General features: G+C 40.4%; 15 protein-coding genes and 1 tRNA gene. 4 read left to right on the top strand and 12 right to left on the bottom strand.

All coding sequences use genetic code 11. The annotated features are described in order from the left end of the window. Positions 1-65: 65 nt before the first annotated feature. The 4 genes from glnA to hflX all read right to left on the bottom strand — a co-directional run bounded on the left by glnA (position 66) and on the right by hflX (position 4,520). Positions 66-1,400 (bottom strand): type I glutamate--ammonia ligase, encoded by a 1,335-nt coding sequence (gene glnA / locus ACJ004_RS03070; protein WP_410891051.1) that lies wholly within the window; start codon positions 1,398-1,400, stop codon positions 66-68. Between the two features lie 38 nt (positions 1,401-1,438). Continuing rightward, positions 1,439-1,840, bottom strand: coding sequence for a MerR family transcriptional regulator (locus ACJ004_RS03065; protein WP_410891050.1), 402 nt, complete (start codon positions 1,838-1,840; stop codon positions 1,439-1,441). A 134-nt stretch (positions 1,841-1,974) separates the two neighbouring features. Further along, entirely contained in the window at positions 1,975-3,246 is a 1,272-nt protein-coding gene (locus ACJ004_RS03060; protein ID WP_410891049.1) for a methionine gamma-lyase family protein, read from the bottom strand. A gap of 14 nt (positions 3,247-3,260) precedes the next feature. Continuing rightward, complete coding sequence (gene hflX / locus ACJ004_RS03055; protein ID WP_410891048.1) at positions 3,261-4,520, bottom strand: GTPase HflX; 1,260 nt, start codon at positions 4,518-4,520, stop codon at positions 3,261-3,263. Between the two features lie 196 nt (positions 4,521-4,716). Between hflX and ACJ004_RS03050 the strand changes: the two genes are divergently transcribed. Next, the gene (locus ACJ004_RS03050; RefSeq protein ID WP_410891047.1) at positions 4,717-5,322 is read left to right on the top strand and encodes a trimeric intracellular cation channel family protein; all 606 of its coding nucleotides are present in this window, start codon (positions 4,717-4,719) and stop codon (positions 5,320-5,322) included. 55 nt (positions 5,323-5,377) lie between these two features. Here the strand turns inward: ACJ004_RS03050 and spoVK are convergent, their stop codons facing one another. The 3 genes from spoVK to miaA all read right to left on the bottom strand — a co-directional run bounded on the left by spoVK (position 5,378) and on the right by miaA (position 7,737). Beyond that, a complete protein-coding gene (spoVK, locus tag ACJ004_RS03045) occupies positions 5,378-6,325 on the bottom strand; it encodes a stage V sporulation protein K (RefSeq protein ID WP_410891046.1) in 948 nt (315 codons plus the stop codon). Between the two features lie 198 nt (positions 6,326-6,523). Beyond that, on the bottom strand, positions 6,524-6,754 hold the full coding sequence (hfq, locus tag ACJ004_RS03040; RefSeq protein WP_410891045.1) for an RNA chaperone Hfq: 231 nt from the start codon (positions 6,752-6,754) through the stop codon (positions 6,524-6,526). A 26-nt stretch (positions 6,755-6,780) separates the two neighbouring features. Beyond that, positions 6,781-7,737, bottom strand: a complete 957-nt coding sequence (gene miaA / locus ACJ004_RS03035) for a tRNA (adenosine(37)-N6)-dimethylallyltransferase MiaA (RefSeq protein ID WP_410891271.1) — start codon at positions 7,735-7,737, stop codon at positions 6,781-6,783. 307 nt (positions 7,738-8,044) lie between these two features. Between miaA and mreBH the strand changes: the two genes are divergently transcribed. Further along, positions 8,045-9,052, top strand: coding sequence for a rod-share determining protein MreBH (gene mreBH / locus ACJ004_RS03030; RefSeq protein WP_410891044.1), 1,008 nt, complete (start codon positions 8,045-8,047; stop codon positions 9,050-9,052). Positions 9,053-9,183: 131 nt separating this feature from the next. Here the strand turns inward: mreBH and mutL are convergent, their stop codons facing one another. Together mutL and mutS are read right to left on the bottom strand one after the other, a co-directional pair. Beyond that, positions 9,184-11,139, bottom strand: coding sequence for a DNA mismatch repair endonuclease MutL (mutL, locus tag ACJ004_RS03025; protein ID WP_410891043.1), 1,956 nt, complete (start codon positions 11,137-11,139; stop codon positions 9,184-9,186). 14 nt (positions 11,140-11,153) lie between these two features. Further along, positions 11,154-13,754, bottom strand: coding sequence for a DNA mismatch repair protein MutS (gene mutS / locus ACJ004_RS03020; RefSeq protein ID WP_410891042.1), 2,601 nt, complete (start codon positions 13,752-13,754; stop codon positions 11,154-11,156). 349 nt (positions 13,755-14,103) lie between these two features. Here mutS and ACJ004_RS03015 point away from each other — a divergent pair, with 349 nt between their 5' ends. Both ACJ004_RS03015 and ACJ004_RS03010 read left to right on the top strand, forming a co-directional pair. Then, positions 14,104-14,847 (top strand): YwaF family protein, encoded by a 744-nt coding sequence (locus ACJ004_RS03015; RefSeq protein WP_410891041.1) that lies wholly within the window; start codon positions 14,104-14,106, stop codon positions 14,845-14,847. A gap of 384 nt (positions 14,848-15,231) precedes the next feature. Beyond that, positions 15,232-15,305: transfer RNA gene (locus ACJ004_RS03010), tRNA-Arg, on the top strand. A 1,244-nt stretch (positions 15,306-16,549) separates the two neighbouring features. Here ACJ004_RS03010 and ACJ004_RS03005 read toward each other — a convergent pair. From ACJ004_RS03005 to ACJ004_RS02995, 3 genes are read right to left on the bottom strand one after another with little or no spacing between them, the layout of a single operon-like run. After that, the gene (locus ACJ004_RS03005; RefSeq protein WP_410891040.1) at positions 16,550-16,675 is read right to left on the bottom strand and encodes a hypothetical protein; all 126 of its coding nucleotides are present in this window, start codon (positions 16,673-16,675) and stop codon (positions 16,550-16,552) included. A 2-nt stretch (positions 16,676-16,677) separates the two neighbouring features. Next, positions 16,678-22,041 carry a S8 family serine peptidase gene (locus ACJ004_RS03000; protein WP_410891039.1) on the bottom strand — a complete coding sequence of 1,788 codons (5,364 nt, stop codon included), beginning with the start codon at positions 22,039-22,041 and terminating at the stop codon, positions 16,678-16,680. Positions 22,042-22,098: 57 nt separating this feature from the next. Next, positions 22,099-22,314, bottom strand: coding sequence for a S8 family serine peptidase (locus tag ACJ004_RS02995; RefSeq protein ID WP_410891270.1), 216 nt, complete (start codon positions 22,312-22,314; stop codon positions 22,099-22,101). Positions 22,315-22,644 lie beyond the last annotated feature (330 nt).

Here is a 22,644-nt window from a genome sequence, read left to right as displayed (position 1 = left end):
AAATTTAATAACAGCCCCAAATAGGTAAAAGCCCTGACGCAACGAGCGACAGGACTTTTTAGATATTAATACATGCTCATATATTGATCGCGTTCCCATTGGTGAACGACTGTACGGAACATATCCCACTCAATTTCTTTCGCTTCAACAAAGTGTTCCATAATGTGCTCGCCAAGACCAGACACAATTACTTCATCAGATTTCAATTGGTCTAATGCTTGAGCTAATGTTGCAGGAAGATCGACGATACCTTCTTCGATTCTCTCTTCTTTGCTCATTACATAGATGTTTCTGTCAACTGGTGCAGGAGGAGTTAATTTGTTTTTAATTCCGTCTAAACCAGCTTTTAGAAGTACAGCCATTGCTAAGTATGGATTAGCTGATGGGTCTACACTACGTACTTCAACACGTGTACTCAAGCCACGAGAAGCAGGAATACGAATTAATGGTGAACGGTTTCTTGCTGACCAAGCCACATAGCATGGTGCTTCATAACCAGGAACAAGACGCTTATAAGAGTTTACTGTTGGATTTGTTACCGCTGTAAAGGCTGGAGCGTGCTTAAGGATACCTGCAATGAATTGACGAGCTGTATCACTAAGTTCTAGATCACCCGATGGTTCGAAGAATGAATTTGCTCCTTCTTTAAACAATGAAAGGTTCATGTGCATTCCAGATCCATTAACACCATACAATGGTTTTGGCATAAACGTTGCGTGTAAACCATGTTTACGTGCAATTGTTTTTACCACAAGCTTGAAAGTTTGAATTTGGTCACAAGCTGTTAATGCATCTGCATATTTAAAGTCAATTTCATGCTGACCTGGAGCCACTTCATGGTGGGAAGCTTCAATTTCAAAGCCCATTTCTTCTAGTTCAAGCACGATATCACGACGGCAGTTTTCACCAAGGTCGATAGGCGCTAAATCAAAATATCCGCCTTTGTCATTAAGGTCTAATGATGGTTCGCCCTGCTGGTCTAATTTAAATAAGAAGAATTCTGGCTCAGGCCCTAAGTTAAAGCTCGTGAATCCAAGGTCTTGCATTTCTTTTAATACTCTTCTTAAGTTATTACGAGGATCCCCTTCAAATGGTTTTCCTTCTGGAGTATAAATATCACAGATTAAGCGGGCAACTTTCCCTTTTTCTGCTGTCCAAGGGAATACCACCCATGTGTTAAGGTCTGGATATAGTAACATATCAGACTCTTCAATTCGTACAAAACCTTCGATGGAAGAACCGTCAAACATCATTTTATTATCAAGTGCTTTTTCTAATTGAGAAATTGGAATCTCTACGTTTTTGATTGTTCCAAGGATGTCTGTGAATTGTAAACGAATAAATTTTACGTTTTCCTCAACAGCTAATCTTTTAATATCTTCTCTTGAATACTTTGCCATGTTCTTACCCCCTATTTTTTAGAAAAGATGCTTTCATATTAATGAAAGAATCTTGACATATCTCCCTGACGTAATGAAGAACGATTGTTTCGACCTGAATGCATCAATTCGTTGCGTAGTAGTTTTCTTAGTTGTTCATCAGTTAATTCGCGTTTAGTTTTCTCTGTTTGTTGTTCAATAATGTTTGATTGTTGCTCCTTAACAAGGAACAATTGTTTAATGCCAGCCATGTTTACACCTTGATCAATTAGATCCTTAATTTCTAGAAGCCTATCAATATCATTCAAACAATATAGACGTCTATTTCCTTCGGTTCTAGCAGGAGAAATCAATTGGTGTTCTTCGTAGTAACGAATTTGCCTGGCTGTAAGTTCCGTTAGCTGCATGACCGTTCCGATCGGGAACAGGGGCATGGAACGGCGAATTTCCTTTCCACTCACCTAATTATTCCTCCCTTTGTGTTTATTCATATTGTTATTATATTTCGTGTTAGAAAAGTTGTCAATGATATGGCAGATTTTCTTACACGAATTTTTTTAAAAAATTGGACAACTTAAAAAATACTACCTAATCACTAAAACAGTTCCATTAATCCTTTCTCTTTTAAATGGTCTACCGCTAGACAAACAGCCATTTTAACATGAGCATAGGTTAATCCACCTTGCACGTAAGCTACATATGGTGGTCTAATCGGTCCATCTGCGGTGAGTTCAATACTCGCCCCCTGAATAAAGGTGCCCGCTGCCATAATCACGTCGTCCTCATACCCTGGCATATAGCTCGCATGTGGAGTGACATAAGAATTAATTGGTGACGCAAATTGAATGGCCTGACAAAAAGCAATCATTTTCTCCCGATCATCGAACTGAACGGATTGAATTAAATCGGTTCTTTTAGCATTCCATTTGGGAGACGAATTCATCCCTAATTTCTCCAACATCGCCGCTGTAAATACGGCACCTTTTAAGGCTTGGCCGACCACATGGGGAGCAAGGAAAAAGCCTTGATACATTTCCTGAAGACTATAGAGGGAGGCACCCGCTTCAGCCCCAATCCCAGGTGAGGTCATTCGATACGAACAGGCATCCACCCACTGTTTCTTCCCAACGATATAGCCGCCTGTCTTCACAAGGCCACCACCAGGATTCTTGATAAGGGAGCCAGCCATTAAGTCTGCACCTATATGGCAGGGCTCGGTCTCTTCTACAAATTCTCCATAGCAGTTATCCACAAAAACAACGACATCTGGTTTAATCTCTTTCACAAACTTAATCATTTGGCCAATTTCAGCCACCGTAAATGAAGGTCTGGTATCATAACCCTTAGAACGCTGAATACCAATCATTTTCGTATTCGGTTTTATTTTCTCTGACACCTGATCCCAATTAATTTCACCTTTATCAGTTAGTGCAACACTATCGTAGGAAATGCCAAATTCTTTTAAAGAACCAACCCCATTCCCACGAAGCCCAACGATTTCTTCCAAAGTATCATACGGTTTACCCGTAATATAAAGAAGTTCATCCCCAGGGCGAAGAACACCAAATAAGGCGATGGAAATGGCATGAGTACCTGAAATGATTTGTGAGCGAACAAGGCCTGCCTCACCGCCAAAGACATCTGCATAGACCATTTCCAGCGTATCTCTGCCTATGTCATCGTAACCATAACCAGTGGACGGAATAAAATGAGAATCACTGACACGGTGTTTTTGAAAACTCTGTAAAACCCTAAATTGATTGGTTTCGATTCTTTCATCAATTTCCTTATGTACCCCGGCAATTTGTTGCTCTACTTCTTTCACAATGGGCTGTAGTTTTTCCCCATTTTTTAACTGTTGAAACATGTTGAATCTCCTATCTACTTTTTATAATTCTGTAATTGGCCCGTTATTTGATGATCCTTTAAAGTATAACCTTTACAGCGATAAAGTTCTTCACCTTCATCAAATACCAGTTCTCTTAAAATGGTCTCATTTTTTAATAAAGAAAGCAGTTTCCCTTCTGTGGAGGGAATCCTTGCCTCGTAGGTATCCATCATTTCCATCACTGCCTTTTCCATTTGCTGCTTTAAGGCCAGACGGTCCTCTTCATCAAATGCACTAATAAACGCGGTCGGTGTGTCAGCGGTTGGAACAAAATCTGGATGCTGAATGTCTTTTTTATTATAAACGGTAATTTGCGGGATATCTTTAACATCCAAGTCATCCAGCAGTTTTTTCACCGTTTTTTCATGCTGAAAATAGTCCGGGTTGGACATATCCACGACATGGAGCAGCAAATCCGCTTCCTTCACTTCTTCAAGTGTTGACCTGAAGGCAGCAATAAGAGTCGTCGGTAAATCTTGAATAAAACCAACCGTATCCGTAATCAAGGCTAAGAAACCACTCGGCAGGATTAATTTTCGCGTCATTGGATCAAGTGTAGCGAACAATTGATTTTCCTCATATGATTCAGCTTCCGATAAACGATTAAAAAGGGTTGATTTACCGGCATTGGTATAACCAACAATTGCGACCTGGAAGGTTTTATTTTTCTTCCGTCTTTCTCTATATCGATCCCTGTGCTGAACGATGACAGAGAGTTGACTTTTAATTTCATCAATACGGCGGCGGATGTGACGGCGGTCTGATTCTAACTTCGTTTCACCAGGCCCTCTTGTACCAATTCCGCCACCAAGACGAGATAATGACGTCCCTTGACCAGCAAGGCGAGGCAGTATATATTGCATCTGGGCTAGTTCGACTTGTAGTTTTCCCTCTTTGGATCTCGCTCTTTGTGCAAAGATATCTAAGATTAGTTGGGTCCGGTCAATAACCCTGGCATTTAGTTCTGTCGCGAGATTTCTCTTTTGACTAGGAGAGAGTTCATCATTAAAAATGACGACATCCGGTTCAAGTTCCTCCACCAGCGCATTTAGCTCTTCCACTTTTCCTTTACCTATGTATGTAGCTGGATGACGGCGCTCCCGTTTTTGAACGACAGATACCAAAACTTCACCCTGAGCGGTTTCTGTTAATGCCTCTAACTCTTCCATTGAATAGTGAAAACGTAAGTCATCGTCTCCACTGGTTTGACATCCAACAAGGATTACTTTCTCTTTCGTTTCTTTTTGTTCCAAAAGGCATCCTTCCTTCCTAAACATCTACCTCTCATCATAACAAAAAAAGGCTATAATCTCTAATTTCTCCAAATACCCAAAAAAACTTATTGTAATTTTTCCACAGCATGATAAAATTTTAATGTTTTAATCAGTTACATTTTTACTATTTAAATAGTGTTTTAAAAAAATAGACTTCAAGGGGATAACAGATCAAATGACATGGGATGTTTTAAGTATGATTGGCACGATTGCTTTCGCTGTCAGCGGTGCGATTGTGGCGATGGAAGAAGAGTATGATATTTTTGGTGTTTACATTTTAGGGATTGTCACCGCTTTTGGCGGCGGGGCGATTCGAAACCTGTTAATTGGTGTTCCGGTATCTGCACTATGGGACCAAGGTTTATTTTTTCAAATTGCCTTGTTATCGATAACAGCTGTGTTTTTATTTCCAAGCAATCTGCTAAAACACTGGCAAAAATGGGGGAACTTATTTGATGCAATCGGCCTTTCTGCTTTTGCCATCCAAGGTGCCATTTATGCCGTTAACATGGACCGTCCACTTAGTGCCGTTATCGTTGCCGCAGTCTTAACCGGAATTGGCGGCGGAATCATTCGTGATTTATTAGCAGGCAGAAAACCAATTGTACTAAGAGCAGAAATTTATGCGCTCTGGGCCATTTTAACAGGTCTATTTATCGGGCTCAAGATTGCGGCAAATCCTTGGGAGTTATACACATTATTTATTCTAGTGACCGTTTTGCGCGTCCTTTCATATACCTATGATTGGAAACTGCCAATTCGTAAGCTCGAAGCAAATTAATCAACGAAGCTATATAAAAACGACAGATTACGAAAAATCTGCCGTTTTTTTGTGCTTAATCTTCCTCAAACACAAGATCATTACTTCTCAGTGTCATTAATTCATGCCGATCATAACTATTTAACATGAGCAGCCTCATGGCCTGGGCGCGGATTGATTTTTCAATAATATTTCGGACATACCTTCCATTTGAAAAACTATTTGGACTTAATACGGCTTTTACCCATATTAAATGATCTTTCATTTTTTTTTCGGCTTCATGGCTAAATGTGTATTCTCTTTCTTGTAACATCCTTGCTGAAATTTCCATTAATTGTTCGATATTGTAATCAGGGAAATCAATAACTAATGGAAATCGAGAATGAAGTCCAGGATTAAGGGTTAAGAAGTGATCCATTTCCCGCGAATATCCTGCAAGAATAAGAATAAACTCATGTTGTTTATCTTCCATATGTTTAACCAGGGTATCAATAGCTTCTTTGCCAAAGTCCTTTTCTCCACCGCGACCCAAAGAGTACGCCTCATCGATAAACAATATTCCCCCTTGGGCCTTCTTGATTAAATCCCTTGTCTTTTGTGCGGTGTGACCAATGTACTCTCCGACAAGGTCAGCCCGCTCAGCCTCAATTAAATGACCTTTTGTTAATACATTCATTTTTAGAAACAACTTACCGATTAGTCTTGCTACTGTCGTTTTTCCTGTACCTGGATTACCTTTAAACATCATATGAAGGGCTTGTTTTCTTGCTTTCAAACCCATTTCCTCTCGTTTTTTATTCACATAAATCCAAGCATAAATTTCCTTAATCATCTTTTTCATTTCTTCCATCCCAACCAATGCCCCAAGCTCCTCTTCAATTTCCTTTAGAGCCGAGTGCTCTGGAGGAATGTCCTTTGGAACAACTTGAAAGTCAGGTAACTCTTTTGTTATGGTTTTCCCTTTTTGTGAATTGAGGACAACACTTATTTGGCCGTTACTTTTCATTCGAATGGGTTGGTCCAAAGCTTTCACCTCTCATTTTCGCCAACAGTTTCCAAAGAATGGTTTTTATACCACTCAGAATTTATCCTCTAAATTCCGAACTCATATTTGCATAAAGGAATGCATACTCCTTCAACTAATATGTATTCAAGCACTCTGAATTTCATTAAAAAAGTTTTTTCGAAAATAAAAAAAGCCCTGGGATGGGCTCTTAAAAACTTATTGGTTATCCAATTCAAGCTGAACATTTCTTTGCGGCGCAAAAGTGGAGATCGCATGCTTATAAACTAATTGCTGCTTTCCTTCTGATTCAAATAGAACTGTAAAATTATCAAAGCCCTTAATTTGGCCTCTTAATTGAAATCCGTTTAATAAAAAGACCGTCACATGTATGTTATCTTTGCGGCACTGGTTTAAATATTGGTCCTGAATATTGATTGTTGTTTTCATTTGTATTTCCTCCTCTTTTATCTCTACTAATATGTATTCGATTTTACTTTAAGCTTTCCTTCAACACAATGTGAAATTTCCTTTATTTTTTTTGAGATATTCTCCACATCGGTCATATCGAACCAAGCAACCTCCATCTTGTTCCGAAACCAAGTCAATTGTCTTTTCGCGTATCTTCGAGAATTTTGTTTCAAGTTGGCTATTGCCTCATCTAATGTCACTTTACCATCGAAATACGCAAACATTTCTTTATAGCCAATGGCTTGGATGGATTGACAATCACGTAAACCCTGTTGGTATAAACCTTTTACTTCCTCGATGAGCCCTTCCTCCATCATGATATCCACGCGATCATTAATCCGCGCATAAAGCTTCTCTCGTTCCATCGTTAATCCAACAATGGCTGTATTGTACAAAAGGTCAGGTTGTTGCGTACTCTGATACTCTTGCATCGTCTTCCCGGTAAGATGAAAAATTTCAAGGGCACGAATGACTCTCCGAACATTATTGGGATGGATTTGTGAAGCACTTTCAGGGTCCACCGCCAACAATTCTTTATACAGTGCATCATTTCCTATTTCCTTAACTCTTTCCTCAAGCATGAGACGATAGGACTCATCGCCAGGCACATCGGAAAATTGATAATCATAAATGACAGACTGGATATACAACCCTGTCCCGCCAGCAATGATGGGCAACTTACCTTTTTTGGCAATCTCATCGATCTTAGCTCGAACAAGGAGTTGAAATTCGGCTACAGAAAAATTTTCATCAGGCTCCTTAATATCAATCAGGTGATGTGGAATCCCATCCATTTCATCCTTTGTGATTTTCGCTGTACCAATATCCATACCACGATAGATTTGCATCGAGTCGCCGCTAATGATTTCACCATTATAGCGTTTAGCCATTTCGATGCTTAACTTTGTCTTTCCTACTGCAGTTGGTCCGATGATTACTAATAACTTTTGTTTTGAATCCAATATTTTCACACTGCCTTATCCCATTTTCAGTGAAAGCAGGTTGAAGATTCCACTTTCACCCCTTCATCGTAACATAAATTTAAAAAGCAGTTGAACATCAAACTAGTATATACATAAAAGTTCTTTTCTATGCTACTGTTCCACATGAATTTATTTTTTCAATTGTATTACCAAATAGGAATAATTTTCTTGTAAAGTTACAAAAGGATAACGGTTCATTTACAAAGCGCTTTCCACCCCCAAGTTTATGTTAGACTAACGCGTAGCATATTTAGAATGAAAAACTAACGAAATTAGGTGAACTAGGATGTTATCAACTTTTGATATTGGAATTGATTTAGGAACAGCAAATATACTAGTTTATAGTAAAAATAAAGGAATCGCGATTAATGAACCCTCTGTTGTGGCAATCGATACGGTTACCAAAAATGTTGTAGCGGTTGGGCACGAGGCTAAGGAAATGATTGGGAAGACCCCTGAAAAAATCGTTGCCATTCGTCCGATGAAGGATGGAGTTATTGCAGATTACGATGTAACCACTGAATTGCTAAAACACATCATGCGTAAGGCGGCCAAAAAAATAGGCTTTTCGATGCGTAAACCAAATGTAGTGGTAAGTATCCCATCTGGTTCTACAAGTGTTGAGAGAAGAGCGATCAATGATGCGGTAAAACAAGCAGGAGCAAAGAAGATCAGTTTAATTGAGGAACCGGTCGCAGCGGCAATTGGGGCAGGGTTACCTGTTGATGAACCTGTTGCCAATGTAGTGGTCGATATTGGCGGCGGTAATACGGAAGTTGCTATTATCTCTTTTGGTGGCGTTGTTGCCTGTCACTCCATTAAAATTGGCGGTGACCGTCTCGATGAAGATATTATTCAACATATTCGCAAAGAATATAATATCCTGATTGGAGAAAGAACAGCGGAAAATATCAAAATGGAAATTGGTTATGCTCTCATTGACCACGAAGAAATTTTCATGGACGTCCGCGGCCGCGACCTTGTAACCGGGCTGCCAAAAACTATTAAACTATCATCCTACGGAATTCGTGTAGCGATCAAGGAAGCACTATTGCATATTTTGGAAGCCATTCGTGCGACCCTTGAAGATTGCCCAGCCGAGCTTAGCGGAGACATCGTAGACCGCGGAGTGATTCTAACCGGTGGTGGAGCTTTATTAAACGGGATGGAGGCTTGGTTGAGTCAAGAGATGGTAGTTCCTGTTCAGCTTGCCCCAAACCCACTAGAATCAGTTGCAATCGGAACCGGAAAAGCCCTGATGTACATGAATAAGCTGCCAGTAGCAGTGAAGTAAACAATGATTGATATCTCCAAAATCTGCAGAATATTATTTTCTGCAGATTTTTTATTTTTTGGGTTCGGGCTCTCAGAACCTCCCCTTTCAAAAAAAAGAACGCCCCTAGTTACTAGGAACGTTCCTCTCTGTTACATCACCCGTTTAAACATTTTCTCCATCTCATAAATCGAATAATGGACGATAATCGGCCTGCCATGCGGACAGGTGAATGGATCAGAAGCTTTTCGGAGATCATCTAAGAGAGCTTGGATCTCGTCATTTCGTAAGTGGCGATTCGCTTTAATCGATGCTTTGCAGCTCATCATAATCGCTGCTTCTTCACGAAGTTTTTTAATATCTACCTTCTTCATTAATAAAAGCTGTTCAACCATCTCTTCAATAATCTGTTTTTCTTCCCCTTTTGGGAACCATTGCGGGTGGGAACGAACAATAAAACTATTCATCCCGAATTCCTCAAGAAAAACCCCGACCTTTTCGAGCTCACTCTGGTATTCATTGATTTTCAAGAATTCATCCGTTGAATATTCAAAGGTTAACGGCACCAGCATTTCTTGTAACTCGGATTGGACCCGTCCTACTTTTTCCCGAAAATATTCGTACTTTAACCGCTCCTGCGCAGCATGCTGATCAATGATATACAGTCCATTTTCATTCTGAGCAAAAATATAGGTTCCGTGCATTTGCCCGATTGGATATAACCGCGGAACCCTGCTCTCTGATGGAACAGAATCTGTCTCAATTGGATCACGGTGGAATGTAACAGAATCTGTTTCAATTCGATCACGGTTTGGTTCAACACTGATGTCGCCTTCATCTGACTGAGCATTTGAATTGCTAAATGGATTGGCCGAGTACCAGTTGTCAGGTTCGACCGCCTCTTCGATTTCGTGTGGAATCGGTAATTTTGTAAATGGTGTTTCCCGATCTGGCACCTCTAGCCATGGACGTTTCTCTTGAACGATTCCCGTTGCCGCAGGTTGATTCCATTCCAACTCTTTTCTCTCGGTTGGAGGTTTTGTACCTTCATCAAGGGCTAACGAGGTCTGTTCTTCCTTCGGTATATCCTTTTTCACCGCTGTATAGGCTGTCGGGATTAGGATTTTCGATTTAAACTCCTCTTTGATCATCGTTGTGACGAGTTCATTCAATTCTGCTTCCTTACTTATGCGAACCTCCATTTTCGAGGGATGAACATTGACATCGACAAGCAATGGGTCCATTTCTATATTAAGGAGAACAATTGGGAACCTGCCAATTGGAAGCAATGTGTGGTAACCTTCCTGGATTGCCTTGGCTAATGGATAGTTTTTAATAAAACGACCATTGATCATCGTAGAAATATAATTTCTTGAAGCCCTGGTTACCTCTGGCATCGAAGCAAATCCAGTAATTTTATAATCGAGCGATTGACCCGAGATCGGAACAAGCTGTTTGGCAATCCCGATTCCATAAATCGATGCTAAGACCTGACGAACATCACCGTTCCCATTCGTTTGTAACAATTTCCTCTCATTATGAATGAGACGGAAAGCTACCTCTGGATGGGACAGTGCCAATCGATTCACGACATCTGTAATATTCCCAAGTTCCGTATGAATTGTCTTCATATACTTCAAGCGGGCGGGTGTGTTGAAAAATAAATCGGTAATCGTAATATCTGTGCCGCGCCTGCTTGAAGCCTTCTCAAATATTTCGACTTTTCCGCCTTCAATGACTAATCTGTTTCCGGCCCCTTCACCGATAGAAGTTTTCATCTCGAGCCTTGAAACGGAGGCGACACTCGGCAGTGCCTCCCCCCGGAAACCAAGGGTCCGGATCCGGAACAAATCATTTTCATTCTTTATTTTAGAGGTGGCATGGCGTTGAAAGGCGAGTAAAACATCCTCTTCCTCTATCCCATTTCCATTATCGGTAATGCGGATTTTAGCGAGTCCCGCTTCTTCCACCTCAATTTCAATCACTGTGCTGCCAGCATCTATTGAATTTTCGACCAGCTCTTTTACCACAGAGGCAGGGCGTTCCACTACTTCACCTGCCGCGATTTTATTGGATAAGGCATCATCTAATTGAATAATTTTACCCATTCGGATTCACCCCCCTACTTTAACTTTTTCTGGAGTTCATACAACATGTTAATGGCCTGAAGTGGTGTTAAATCCAATATATCAAGATCCTTCATTTTTTCAATTACTCGTTTTTCCTTCGATGATAGTTCTTGCTTTTTCACATCTTTTGGCTCATCAAAGAAGGATAGTTGGGCAGGCTGCTCTTCTACCTGCACTTCTTTTATTGCTTCCATTTTTGGCTTGCTATCCTGAGGATCAGACTGCTCAAGTGCAGTTAATATTTCATTAGCACGGCTGATTAAACCTGATGGCAATCCCGCCAGTTGGGCAACATGAATACCATAACTCTTATCCGCTGGTCCCTCTTTAATTTTATGAAGAAAAACCACTTTTCCATTATGTTCAATCGCACTGACGTGGATGTTTTTTAACTTTGGTAGTTCTTCTTCTAAAATCGTTAATTCATGATAATGGGTGGAAAAAAGTGTTTTTGCTCCAATATTTGTGTGAATGTATTCAATGATGGCTTGAGCAAGGGCCATTCCATCATACGTAGAGGTTCCACGCCCAATTTCGTCAAATAAGATTAAGCTGTTTTGAGTTGCATTTGAAATTGCATTTTTGGCTTCAAGCATTTCGACCATAAAGGTACTTTGTCCTGAAATTAAATCATCCGCTGCACCAATACGGGTGAATACTTGGTCAAAAATCGGCAGCACCGCTTCGGAGGCTGGGACGTAACAGCCAATTTGCGCTAAGATCGCGATCAAAGCGATTTGGCGCATATAGGTACTTTTCCCTGACATATTCGGGCCTGTTATCAATAAGACTTCCCGGTCGCTGTCCATGAAGCAATCATTTGGAACGTATTCCTGGGCGTTTAATACCTTTTCAACCACTGGATGACGGCCTTCCTTTACCACAACCCGGCCTTCTATTGAAAACTGCGGTTTTATATAGTGTCGGTCTTCACTCACTTGGGCAAAGCACTGCAGGACATCCAGTTCGCTTATCGTTTTTGCCAAAGCCTGTAAACGCGGGATTTGTTCCTTGACAATTTCGCGAATTTCGGTGAACAATTCATATTCCAGCTCACCGCATTTTTCTTCTGCTTGTAAAATTAATGCTTCTTTTTCCTTTAAATCAGGAGTGATAAACCGTTCGGCATTTGATAACGTTTGTTTCCGTTCGTACTGCCCTTCTTGTAAAAGATGCAGGTTTGCACGTGTAATTTCTATATAGTAACCAAAGACACGGTTATATCCGACTTTCAGTGACTTGATGCCGGTCTTCTCCCGTTCTTCTCGTTCCAGCTGAGCAATCCACGTTTTCCCGTTCCGGCTGGCATCACGATATTGATCCAGTTGGGCATTGTATCCGTCACGAATCATATTGCCTTCTTTTAAGGAAAGCGGTGGATTTTCAATTATCGCCTGCTCCAATAGATCGGTGATTTCTTCGCAAGGATCAAGTAGTTCAGCGATTTGGCTTACCTTTTCATTCTGCATGCCTGCCAGGATTTGTTTCAAGTAAGGTACCTGCATTAGCGAACGCTTCAATTGGACCAAATCACGTGCATTAATATTTCCAAAAGCTACTCTTCCTGCTAAGCGTTCTAAATCGTAAACTTCTTTTAGCTTTTCACGAAGTTCCTGACGCTCAAAATAATAAGATAGTAACACTTCGACTATGGTTTGGCGCGATTCAATTTCATTTTGACTGATTAACGGACGGTCGATCCAGTGCTTTAACATCCTGCCGCCCATTGCGGTCATCGTCTCATCAAGGAGCCATAATAATGATCCTTTCTTTCCTTTCGAACGAATCGTTTCTGTTAATTCCAGATTACGCTTTGAATAGTAATCAATTTTCATATATTGATGGATTTGATAGGTAGTGACTGGCTGAAGATGATCCAAACTTCTTTTTTGCGACCGGTATAAATAGTTAAACAGTCGCGCGATGGTTTGCTTTAATTTTTCTTGATTCAAATCTTTCAGCAGGTTAGAAAAATTCATATCTATTGAACTATTATCTTCAAACGAAATCGCTAGGACGTCCCGTTCACGAAGTTTCTTTTGCAAATCGCCGTCAAAGTTACTGGCCACCACTACTTCCTTCGCACTTAAAACCGCTAACTCATTTAAAACTTCATCAAAATTATTTGACAACAACGTTACTCGGCTTTCACCAGTTGAGATATCATTGTAGGCAAATCCATAGGTTTCGTCATCGAAACTGGTAATCGAGGCAATATAGTTGTTCTCTTTATCACTTAAACCCTTACCTTCCATCACCGTTCCCGGTGTGACCAATTGGACAACTTCCCTTTTAACCATCCCTTTGGTCAGCTTCGGGTCTTCCGTTTGCTCACAAATGGCTACTTTATAGCCTTTTGCAATCAATTGTTCAATATAGTTGGCTGCCGCATGGTAGGGAACACCGCACATCGGAATCCGGTCGTCACTCCCACCCTGCCTGCTCGTTAAGGTTATTTCTAATTCCTGTGAAGCTTTGATTGCATCATCAAAAAACATTTCATAAAAATCGCCTAAGCGAAAAAATAAAAAGGCATCTTGGTAGTCTGCCTTGATTGTTAAGTATTGTTGTATCATCGGCGTATATGCAGCCATAATGACCTCCACTAAATTTAAATTACTGTCTAGCTTCAGCGCCTAGGGGCTCGGGTCATAAGCCAATCCGTCAAGAAGGTTAAAGAGCAACCTTCTCGCCGGCTCGTCTTATGCCTGTCGCCCCTATGCAAGGCGCTTCCGCTTTTCTTTTTTTCGATTTTCTTCGACAAATCATTATAACATATTTCGAAAGGACTTTTTGAGGAAGAAAAATCCTAATTCTTAACATGAGTAAAAAAGATATATTTTATATTCTCAAAGAGGTGTAAAAGCAAATCCATCGAATATAATTACATATAAATAGAAAAGGTAATGTTATCTGAGGATTACGGAGAACAGGGGTGGTTAAATGGGTGGAGTGTTTGACCGCAGTTTCAAAAACTATGATTTTGAAATGTTTTCTTTAAGTCATTTTGTTATTATTACAATCTTACTCCTAGTTTCTGTCTGCCTTTTCCTTTTTAGAGATAAGTTGAATACCACGCATTGTAGACGAACAGAAATTTGGGTCGCTATATCATTAATTATAATGGAAGTTTCCTATCATTTATGGATGCTAATGACAGGAAGCTGGAATGTTAGTCATGCCATCCCTCTAGAATTGTGCAGTATCAGTCTGATCTTAACAGTCATTTTATTGTTAACGAAGAAAAAAATAATCTATGAAATATTATTATTTACGGCATTATTAGGTGCTATACAGGCACTAATCACTCCTTCATTAAATTATGACTTTCCTCATTTTCGTTTTTTCCATTTTTTCTATACACATTTGATGGAAATCTGGGTACCTCTTTATTTTACATGGACCAAGGGATACCGACCGACAATCTGGTCAGTATTAAAACTGTGTATCTTTTTGAATGTGCTCCTGCCGATTATTATGATAATCAATAAGTTGGTGGGCGGAAATTATATGTTCTTAAGTCATAAACCTGACAGTGCGAGTTTATTAGATGTTTTAGGACCCTACCCTTGGTACATTTTATCGCTGGAAGGATTATTAATTGGGCTCAGTATAATCGTCTGGTTGATCTTTCGTGAAAAAGGTGCGAAACAAATCGAAGTGGCCAGAAACCTGCCGATCCAATAACAGCAACTTTTTTATTGACCTTTTGCTAATAACAAACTATAATAAATAACGTTCCTATTAAAGGAGAGATTTTCCTTTAAATTTGTCTCAGTAGCTCAGTAGGATAGAGCACGATCGAATATGCTCCATTGATTTACTTCAGCGTACTGATCGAGCTGCTTCTTGAATAATCTTTCTGAGATCAGGACGACATTTCTAATTGTGAGTTTGGAACAAAATATTTTTATTTCATTTGTCTCAGTAGCTCAGCAGGATAGAGCACGATCGAATATGCTTCATTGATATACTTCAGCGTACTGATCGAGTTGCTTCTTGAATAATCTTTCTGAGATCAGGACGACACTTCTAATTGTGCGTTTGGAACAAAATAATTTCATTTCATTTGTCTCAGTAGCTCAGCAGGATAGAGCAACAGTTTCCTAAACTGTAGGTCGGAGGTTCGAATCCTCTCTGGGACATATTAAAAACCTTGTTAAATCAGTGTTTTTGACTGATTTACAAGGTTTTTTATTTTATATAATTAATTATTTGCCGCAAAATTGCCGTAAATCAAATCTGGGTCCATTTCGATTATGAGATGGGCTTTTATTTTTTCGTCTGAAAATTGTGGAGTATATTGATGAGTACGATGTAAAGGTAAAACGAGATAAACGCTTTCGTTACATAAACTGAATCACTAATAAACACTTCCCTGTCAAGGAAGTGAAGTCAATCGGATTGTAACAGTTTTAGTTTGAAATCGTTGATATAATGGGATTTTATTATTTCTATCTATGATATAAACAGATGTAATTGGTGACAATATGTTTGGTTTTGCCACCAGCCTGCCACCAACTAGCCACCATTATACAACCAACTTAACTCCTTGTCCGCTAAGGGTTATAAGACCTTTTTGCAAGAAATCCCCATCAATTCTTTGCTAAATTAAGAATACAAAAACAGAAAATATTAAAAAATAGGGACAAGACACACGTTTCATTGTACCCAGGTCTCAAGCAGTTTTGAAGTTAGTAGGAAGATATCTTTTTTGATTCCATCTAGTTTTATATAATGGTGTAAAGTCTTGATTTAATGGACTTTTTAACAAGTTATATATCATTTAATTTTATCTAATAAAATATAAAAACATCTAATCCGTGACCAAGTTGTGACCAAAGATGTGACTAGTTTTTTGGTTTATTGATAGGATTGAGCAAATAATTGAGGAGGTTTATGCAAACCTCCTCTTCTTCTATATGAGACCTAAAGGACGGTTGATGTAATGAACCCCCGACCTCAACCCTGTCAATTACAGGATGCGAGGATTATTCAGTATTATTGAATATTTTAGGTCAATAAAGTCCGTTAAATCAAGTAGTCAATGTAATTTTATGCAAGGATCGTCTTTTATATCTATTTTTTCTATTAAGTCTGTGCAATTTTTGTGCAATGGTAATTATTTTTACGATTAAGAGGTATGGTGGAATAATTAAAGCCATTATCAATAAAGTAAATCAATTAATAGAAAGTATGTAAATCGGTGTTGCAGCGTTACTCCTCTTCCTTGCAGGTTCAGGAGTATCAGAAGAATTTTCCACAAAACAAAAAAACTCGCATTTTCCACTCATGTCTAAAGATCATGAGTTTCAAATGCGAGTTGATGTAGCCGATTGCTTTTTTCTTACTTAACAGTGATGGTACGTTTTACAGAATTGCTCACGTTTCATGCTATATCAACTACAGTAAGGATATTCGTATGGTTTTCCTTACCAAGCTTAGATATAGTAGCTGTGAATGTGTCTTTGCTTGAAACATTGTCTTTTGTTGCTAGTTTCCCGTCGATTTTCACGACTAGCGTAGTGCCTGCTTCTTCAGAACCGTCACTTTTTGTTCAGCACTTACGTTACCTGTTTTATCTGATGCACTGACCGTTAAAACGGATCCTGCTTTTTGCTTGCCGATTTCCAAGTTGAAATTACCGTTTTCACTAGCTTGTTTTATTCCAATTACTTTCCCATTTAGCTTCACAGTTACAGTCGCATTGCCTTCGGTAGTACCCGAAACGATCGTGTCATGGTCTGTAAAAGGGTTCACACTTGGCGCAAGAGGCGCTGTCACGTCTAGAACCGTTACAGAAACTGCTTTGCTTTGGTTGCCAGAATCGTCTGTAGCTGTAACCATTAGCACGGTGCCTGCTTTTTGAGGAGTGATTGCCACCGTATAGTTTCCATTTTTATCTGCTTTCGCCGTGCCAAGTGCACCGTTTGTGCTGCTAACTACAACATTTGCATTTGCTTCCGTTGTTCCTGTAACGATTCTATCACTGTCACCAACGTTTCCAACAACTGGCGCATTTGGTGCTGTTAGGTCTGAAACGGTGATTGATACTTCTTCGCTCACTTTTCCTTCTGCATTTGCCACGCTAATTGTTAAAACTGTTCCTGCTTTTTGAAGCTCGATTGGAAGTGTAAAGTCTCCCGCTTCATTTGCCGTTCCTGTTACGATAACGTTTCCGTCTTTTTTCACAGTCACTGTTGCATTTGGTTCTGTTTTACCTGAAATGCTTGTTTCGTTATCTCCAAGACCTTTCACAACTGGTGCGTTTGGAGGTAACGTGACATCCGTTGTTGCCGTTGCCACATTTGAAAAACCAGCGTTTAATCCACCTGTTACCGTTACGCGGAATTTGTACGTCGTGTTTTCGTTTAATCCCGTCACAACAGCTGAATTGGAATCAATGGCTACTGGACTTGCTGTTGTAGCCGCCGTCCATATTAAGCCGTCCGTTGATTTTTCAATTTTTACATTCGTCGCATCAACAGCTGCTAGCCAATTCAGTGTTACTGTATGATTCGTTTTTGTTGTTGCTTTCAATGTGTTCACAAGAGATTTAATACCTAACACGTTGAAGAATTCTGTGCTAACTTTACCGTCAACCATTTCTTTTGGCGTGATGGTCGCATCTGGATTTGTTTTGTATAAACTTGCAACCAGAAAATTCATATCCGTTGCATTAACAATACCATCGCGGTTCAAGTCTTCGATGTTGTAAGGAGCTAGTTTTTGAACACCGTATTTTTTCGCTACTTGTTTGACGTCAAGTACGTCAATGACACCGTCTCCGTTTACATCACCTGCTGCTGCAACGGGTTGAGTACCTGGTGTTTGTACAAACTGACCGACGACTTCTCCCCACGGTGTTTTCACACCAGGAAGCGTCAGTTTCTGAATGCTCTTCAAGTGTCCTGGTGCTTCAACGACGAACTCGATGGGATCATTCGATAAAGGAATTTGATTAAAATCTACATAACCGGCTTTAGAAATCGTTCCTGGCACTTTTGTCCCGTCTGTCAATTGCGCGTATGCTTTCGCTCCTATGATGGAATAATCCATCGCAAAGTTCCCATAGAACGCTTGAAGATGGGTAAAAGTTACCAAATGAGATTTCGTTGGTATGATTTTGTATTGGTTAATATTGTTAAATGATGGGATAACAACCCGCTCTTCTTTACCGTATTGTGTATACGTGAATGGCACTGTATTCTCTTCGACTTCCATCGTGTCATAGTAAGCACCGTACATTCCGTCATCATAGAGTTTAAAGGTCACATCAAGGAATGGCATATCACCGCTGAATCCATTGAAATCTTCACCGCCGCTGATATGAGCGCCCGCATTCACCGTGCTTTTATTTTCTGGATATTTAGGGTGATCCTTCACATTTGGTTGATCGATACTTACTGTTAATCCGTGTGCATCCGCATACTGCTGGAATTCTGGGTTCACTTTTACACCTTGGAACTGGAAGAGCCAATCATAGAATCCTACATCGTAGTTTCCAGCCATCAAATCCTTTACGTTATTTAGATTTAATGTCATCGTCAACGTGTCATTTAGATAGACTTTTTCCTTATCGTAAGTCGGCACCACATAAGGCGTGCCTTTTTTAACAAATGCATAGTAAGGGGATATATTTAAAATTTCCCCATTTCTCGCCACATCCATAGGGAATAGTCTGGCTGTTAGTGGACCATTCTCAATATCAGATTTTTCAACACCGAACTTTGTATCCCCATTTGCATCCAGTTCGAAATGTCCGTTCATTACGGCTTTTTGATTGAAGGAATACATGAGCGTATTATCAGCCTGTGTGTAGCCTGAAGAGGCTAATTTACCCGTTCCCTCGTCCCAAACATTCGCATGAAGCCAAAACGCATGGTACGTATTCCCGTCATTTGCTTGTTCATCGGTAAAGTCCGAATCACTTAGCTCATAGACGCCAGGTTTCTTGTCTGTTGTCAACTTCGGTAACGTGTTATCGATGATAAACTTTTGATTACCGACCTCGTATCTCACCGCATCTGCATCTGTTGTACGAATTTTGATTGTATACTCACCTTCTGGCAGTAGCGCCAATGGCTTAGTGCTGTCTGTTTTTTCATCTTTCGGATCGCCGAAAAACGGATAATACGTTGCCGAGAAAGTTGTTCTTAGATCCTGACCAATAGGAGCACTGTTTAAGCTAAATGGTTTTGACGAAACGGCTCCAAGTGCTTTTCCGTCTTTATCGTGGATGATCAGCCACATATCTTTCATCGGGCTGTTTAATCTGAAAAAGAGAGAGCGACTTTGAGAAGCCATATATGGATGTCTCCAAAGCTCCGTTGTGATGGCTGGAAGCGCGATCTCGGAGGATCCGATTCCTTTTTCAACAAAGTAGGTCGAGAATGGAATGCGATAGTGTTCGTTTGGATTGTCATGGTTGACCATGTTCACATACCCTTCATATCTTCCCATCTCTGCGCTCGCAGGCACGTTAACCGTTGCCGTTACATTTGTTGACGCGCCTGCAGCGACTGTAACAGATGCTGAAGAAGTCGTGACGGTTACATGGTTTGCATCTGCGTTACTTACACTTGCACTTACATTATCCACCGGTTTACTATATTCAGCCGAAATGTCAAATGTTTTCGCTTGGCTACCGCGGTTTTTAAAGACAATCGTACGGTTTGCTGTGTTTGTGCTACCGTCTTTTTTGTAAACAGCACCAAACGTCAATGCGCCTTTTTCATACCCGATCGTGACAATGCCACCATTTCCATCACTCTTTAACGTAGTGTCTTGTACCTTGAATGCCATATCGTTATGAACGGCTTCTGCTACATCTACTTCACCTGCGCCTACTTCGTACACGGAATAGTCGCCGTTTAGTTTGTCCGCACTATTCATCAAGGCTGCTTTGACATCAGCCGGTTTGTAATCTGGGTGTGCTTGTAAAATCAGTGCAGCAATCCCTGCTACGTGCGGAGTTGCCATGGATGTACCCGAAATACGAGCATACGCTTGTGAGTAATCAATTCCTGGTTCTGGACTGTGGATAAATTCTGGATACGTCGAGTAAACCGATACCCCAGGAGCCACAACGTCCGGTTTAATGTCAAAGGTTGACGTAACCGGTCCTCTTGAACTGAAGCTGGCCAAATGGTTACCTTCTGTGACCATTGACCCGATTTCAGTAAATGTAATCGCAGCTGTTTCTGCAGCTGCTTTTAAGCGTTCGCCGTCTGCTTTTGACATGCGGAAGGTTGGAATAAAACCAACATCACTTCCTAAATAGTTATCGATGTCGCCGTCGATATTGTTGTACAGGATGGCCGCCACTGCGCCTGCTTTTTGTGCATTGACAATTTTAGAAGCTAATGAATATGTTCCACGCTGAATCAATGCTATTTTCCCGTGCAAATCAATACCTTTGAAATCATCCTCGCCACCTAAGCCGACAAATACCACCGGATAGGTTTTATTCGCAAGTGTTTCCACATGGTCATTGAACCCTTTTCCAAGCAACTTAAAGTTGGTGAACGTTTCGTTACCAACTGTCGCCGTTGCGGTCGGTATCGACACCGAGAAGTCACTTGCACCAACCGTAATCGGAAGCGCCGCTGCCCCAGGTGTGCCAAGTGTATAGGCATAATTACCTGCGTTTCCTGCTGCAATGACGCACGTTACACCAGCTAATGTCGCATTGTTCACCGCGATGGCTGATGGTGATAGTGGATCGTTACTACCTGCACCAAGTGACAGGTTAATGACTTTCATTCCGTCACTAACGGACTTGTCAATTCCTGCAACAATCCCGCTCATAGAACCAGATCCGTAAGGACCTAGTACGCGGTAGACATATAAATCAACGCCAGGGGCAACTCCTTGTGCCGGATTTTCGATAGGCGCTTTCGATTGTGCTGCGATCGTTCCAGATACGTGCGTACCGTGGAACGTCGGGTATTCACGGCCTGTTGTGACTGGCTTACCATTATTCACCCAGTCATCATAGGTTGTTTCCATCGGATCCGCATCGTTATCGATGAAATCCCAACCCTTAACCGATTTCGGGTCAATCGTATTCGGGTTCACACCTTCTTGTTTTCGGTACCCTTTATACACATCCGTTAAATCAGGATGGTTGTAATCAATCCCCGTATCAATCACACCAACTTTAATACCGTTTCCTTTAATGCCTTCGTTATGAAGTGCATCAATACCCGGAAGTGGGATCGAATTTTCTTTTAGTCCTTCCACGCTTTGTTGTGACACAGCAGTCGTTTCAATCGGGTCGATGGTGACCTTTTCGTCCGCAGAGACATTTCTGACAAGCCCTGAATCTAACAGTCTCTCGACCATTGTTCCTGGAAGAGTCATTGCTACCCCATTCAACGCGTTCTGATATTCGTGCGTAATTTCGATCTCAGAGGATGTTCCAGCTGCATTTTCTGCAGTAACAGTATTTACCGTGACTGCATTTGCAGTGACCGCATTGACGCTCGGTTGATGCGCAGATAATCCTTCGATAAACGAACGGAATTGTTTATGCGTATCCGTGACTGCTTGTTTCTCTTCTTTTAAGGTTGTCTCGTCTCCAGCGACTAATGCCTGCATGACAGCTACTTTCGCCGGTGCTTGCTTGAATTCAACAATGACGCGAACAGGTTCCGCGCTTGTTGTATCGATTTTAGACGAAATTTCTGGACCACCTATGCTGTAATGATTCAATGCCGCAATTTGTTCTTTCGTCAACTGTGGAGCGCTCGAATCCTGATGAAAAGGATCGATAGGTGTTGATGATGACGCTAGCACGTTGTATGGAATGACAGATGACAGTAATAAAGCACTCATCGCCGTAGATACAAAAATGTTCTTTAACTTACGTTTTGACAATTTAACTCCCCCTTATTGCAATGTTTTGAAAATTTTCTCTTTTTATTTTACTTTGAATTATCCATGCATATTGATAACATCCATGCCATCTTTTACTGCATTATAAATTGCAGCAATAATACCATCACTTAGTCCGCTTCCATATTGACAAAGTACACGGAAAGCATAAATATCTGCATCTGGTGCTGCACCAAGTGTTTTATACTCACTATCCGCTACGCGCGACCACCAATTATACCGGCAACATGTGTTCCGTGCTTTGTATAATACGATCCAGCTGCTGTTGTTTCTGGCCAGACTTCTTAGAAGCTTGTTTTATTAACTTTTTTCCCCATTTAAATCCTCCTAGTTTTTTGAATACAAGATCATTTTTTGAAATATACCTATTAGAAATCCAAAATTCCTATCTATTAAAAGGAATTACAATAGTGAAAGTAACCTGCTTTAAATCTACTATTAATTGTCACTTAACCTTTAATACTTTTGATAGTAACATTAAGGTTAGAATAAATAACAAGACAATTACTGGATAAGCGATCACGTACACTTGCAGATCCTACTTTTTATCATAGTTTGATAGATTTTTTTGCTTTCTAAATGAAT

The organism is Neobacillus sp. 204, from assembly GCF_046562815.1.
Taxonomy (GTDB): Bacteria; Bacillota; Bacilli; order Bacillales; family Cytobacillaceae; genus Neobacillus.
The sequence above is the reverse complement of the archived record's forward strand: the minus strand, read 5'-3'. Positions and strand labels throughout refer to the sequence as shown.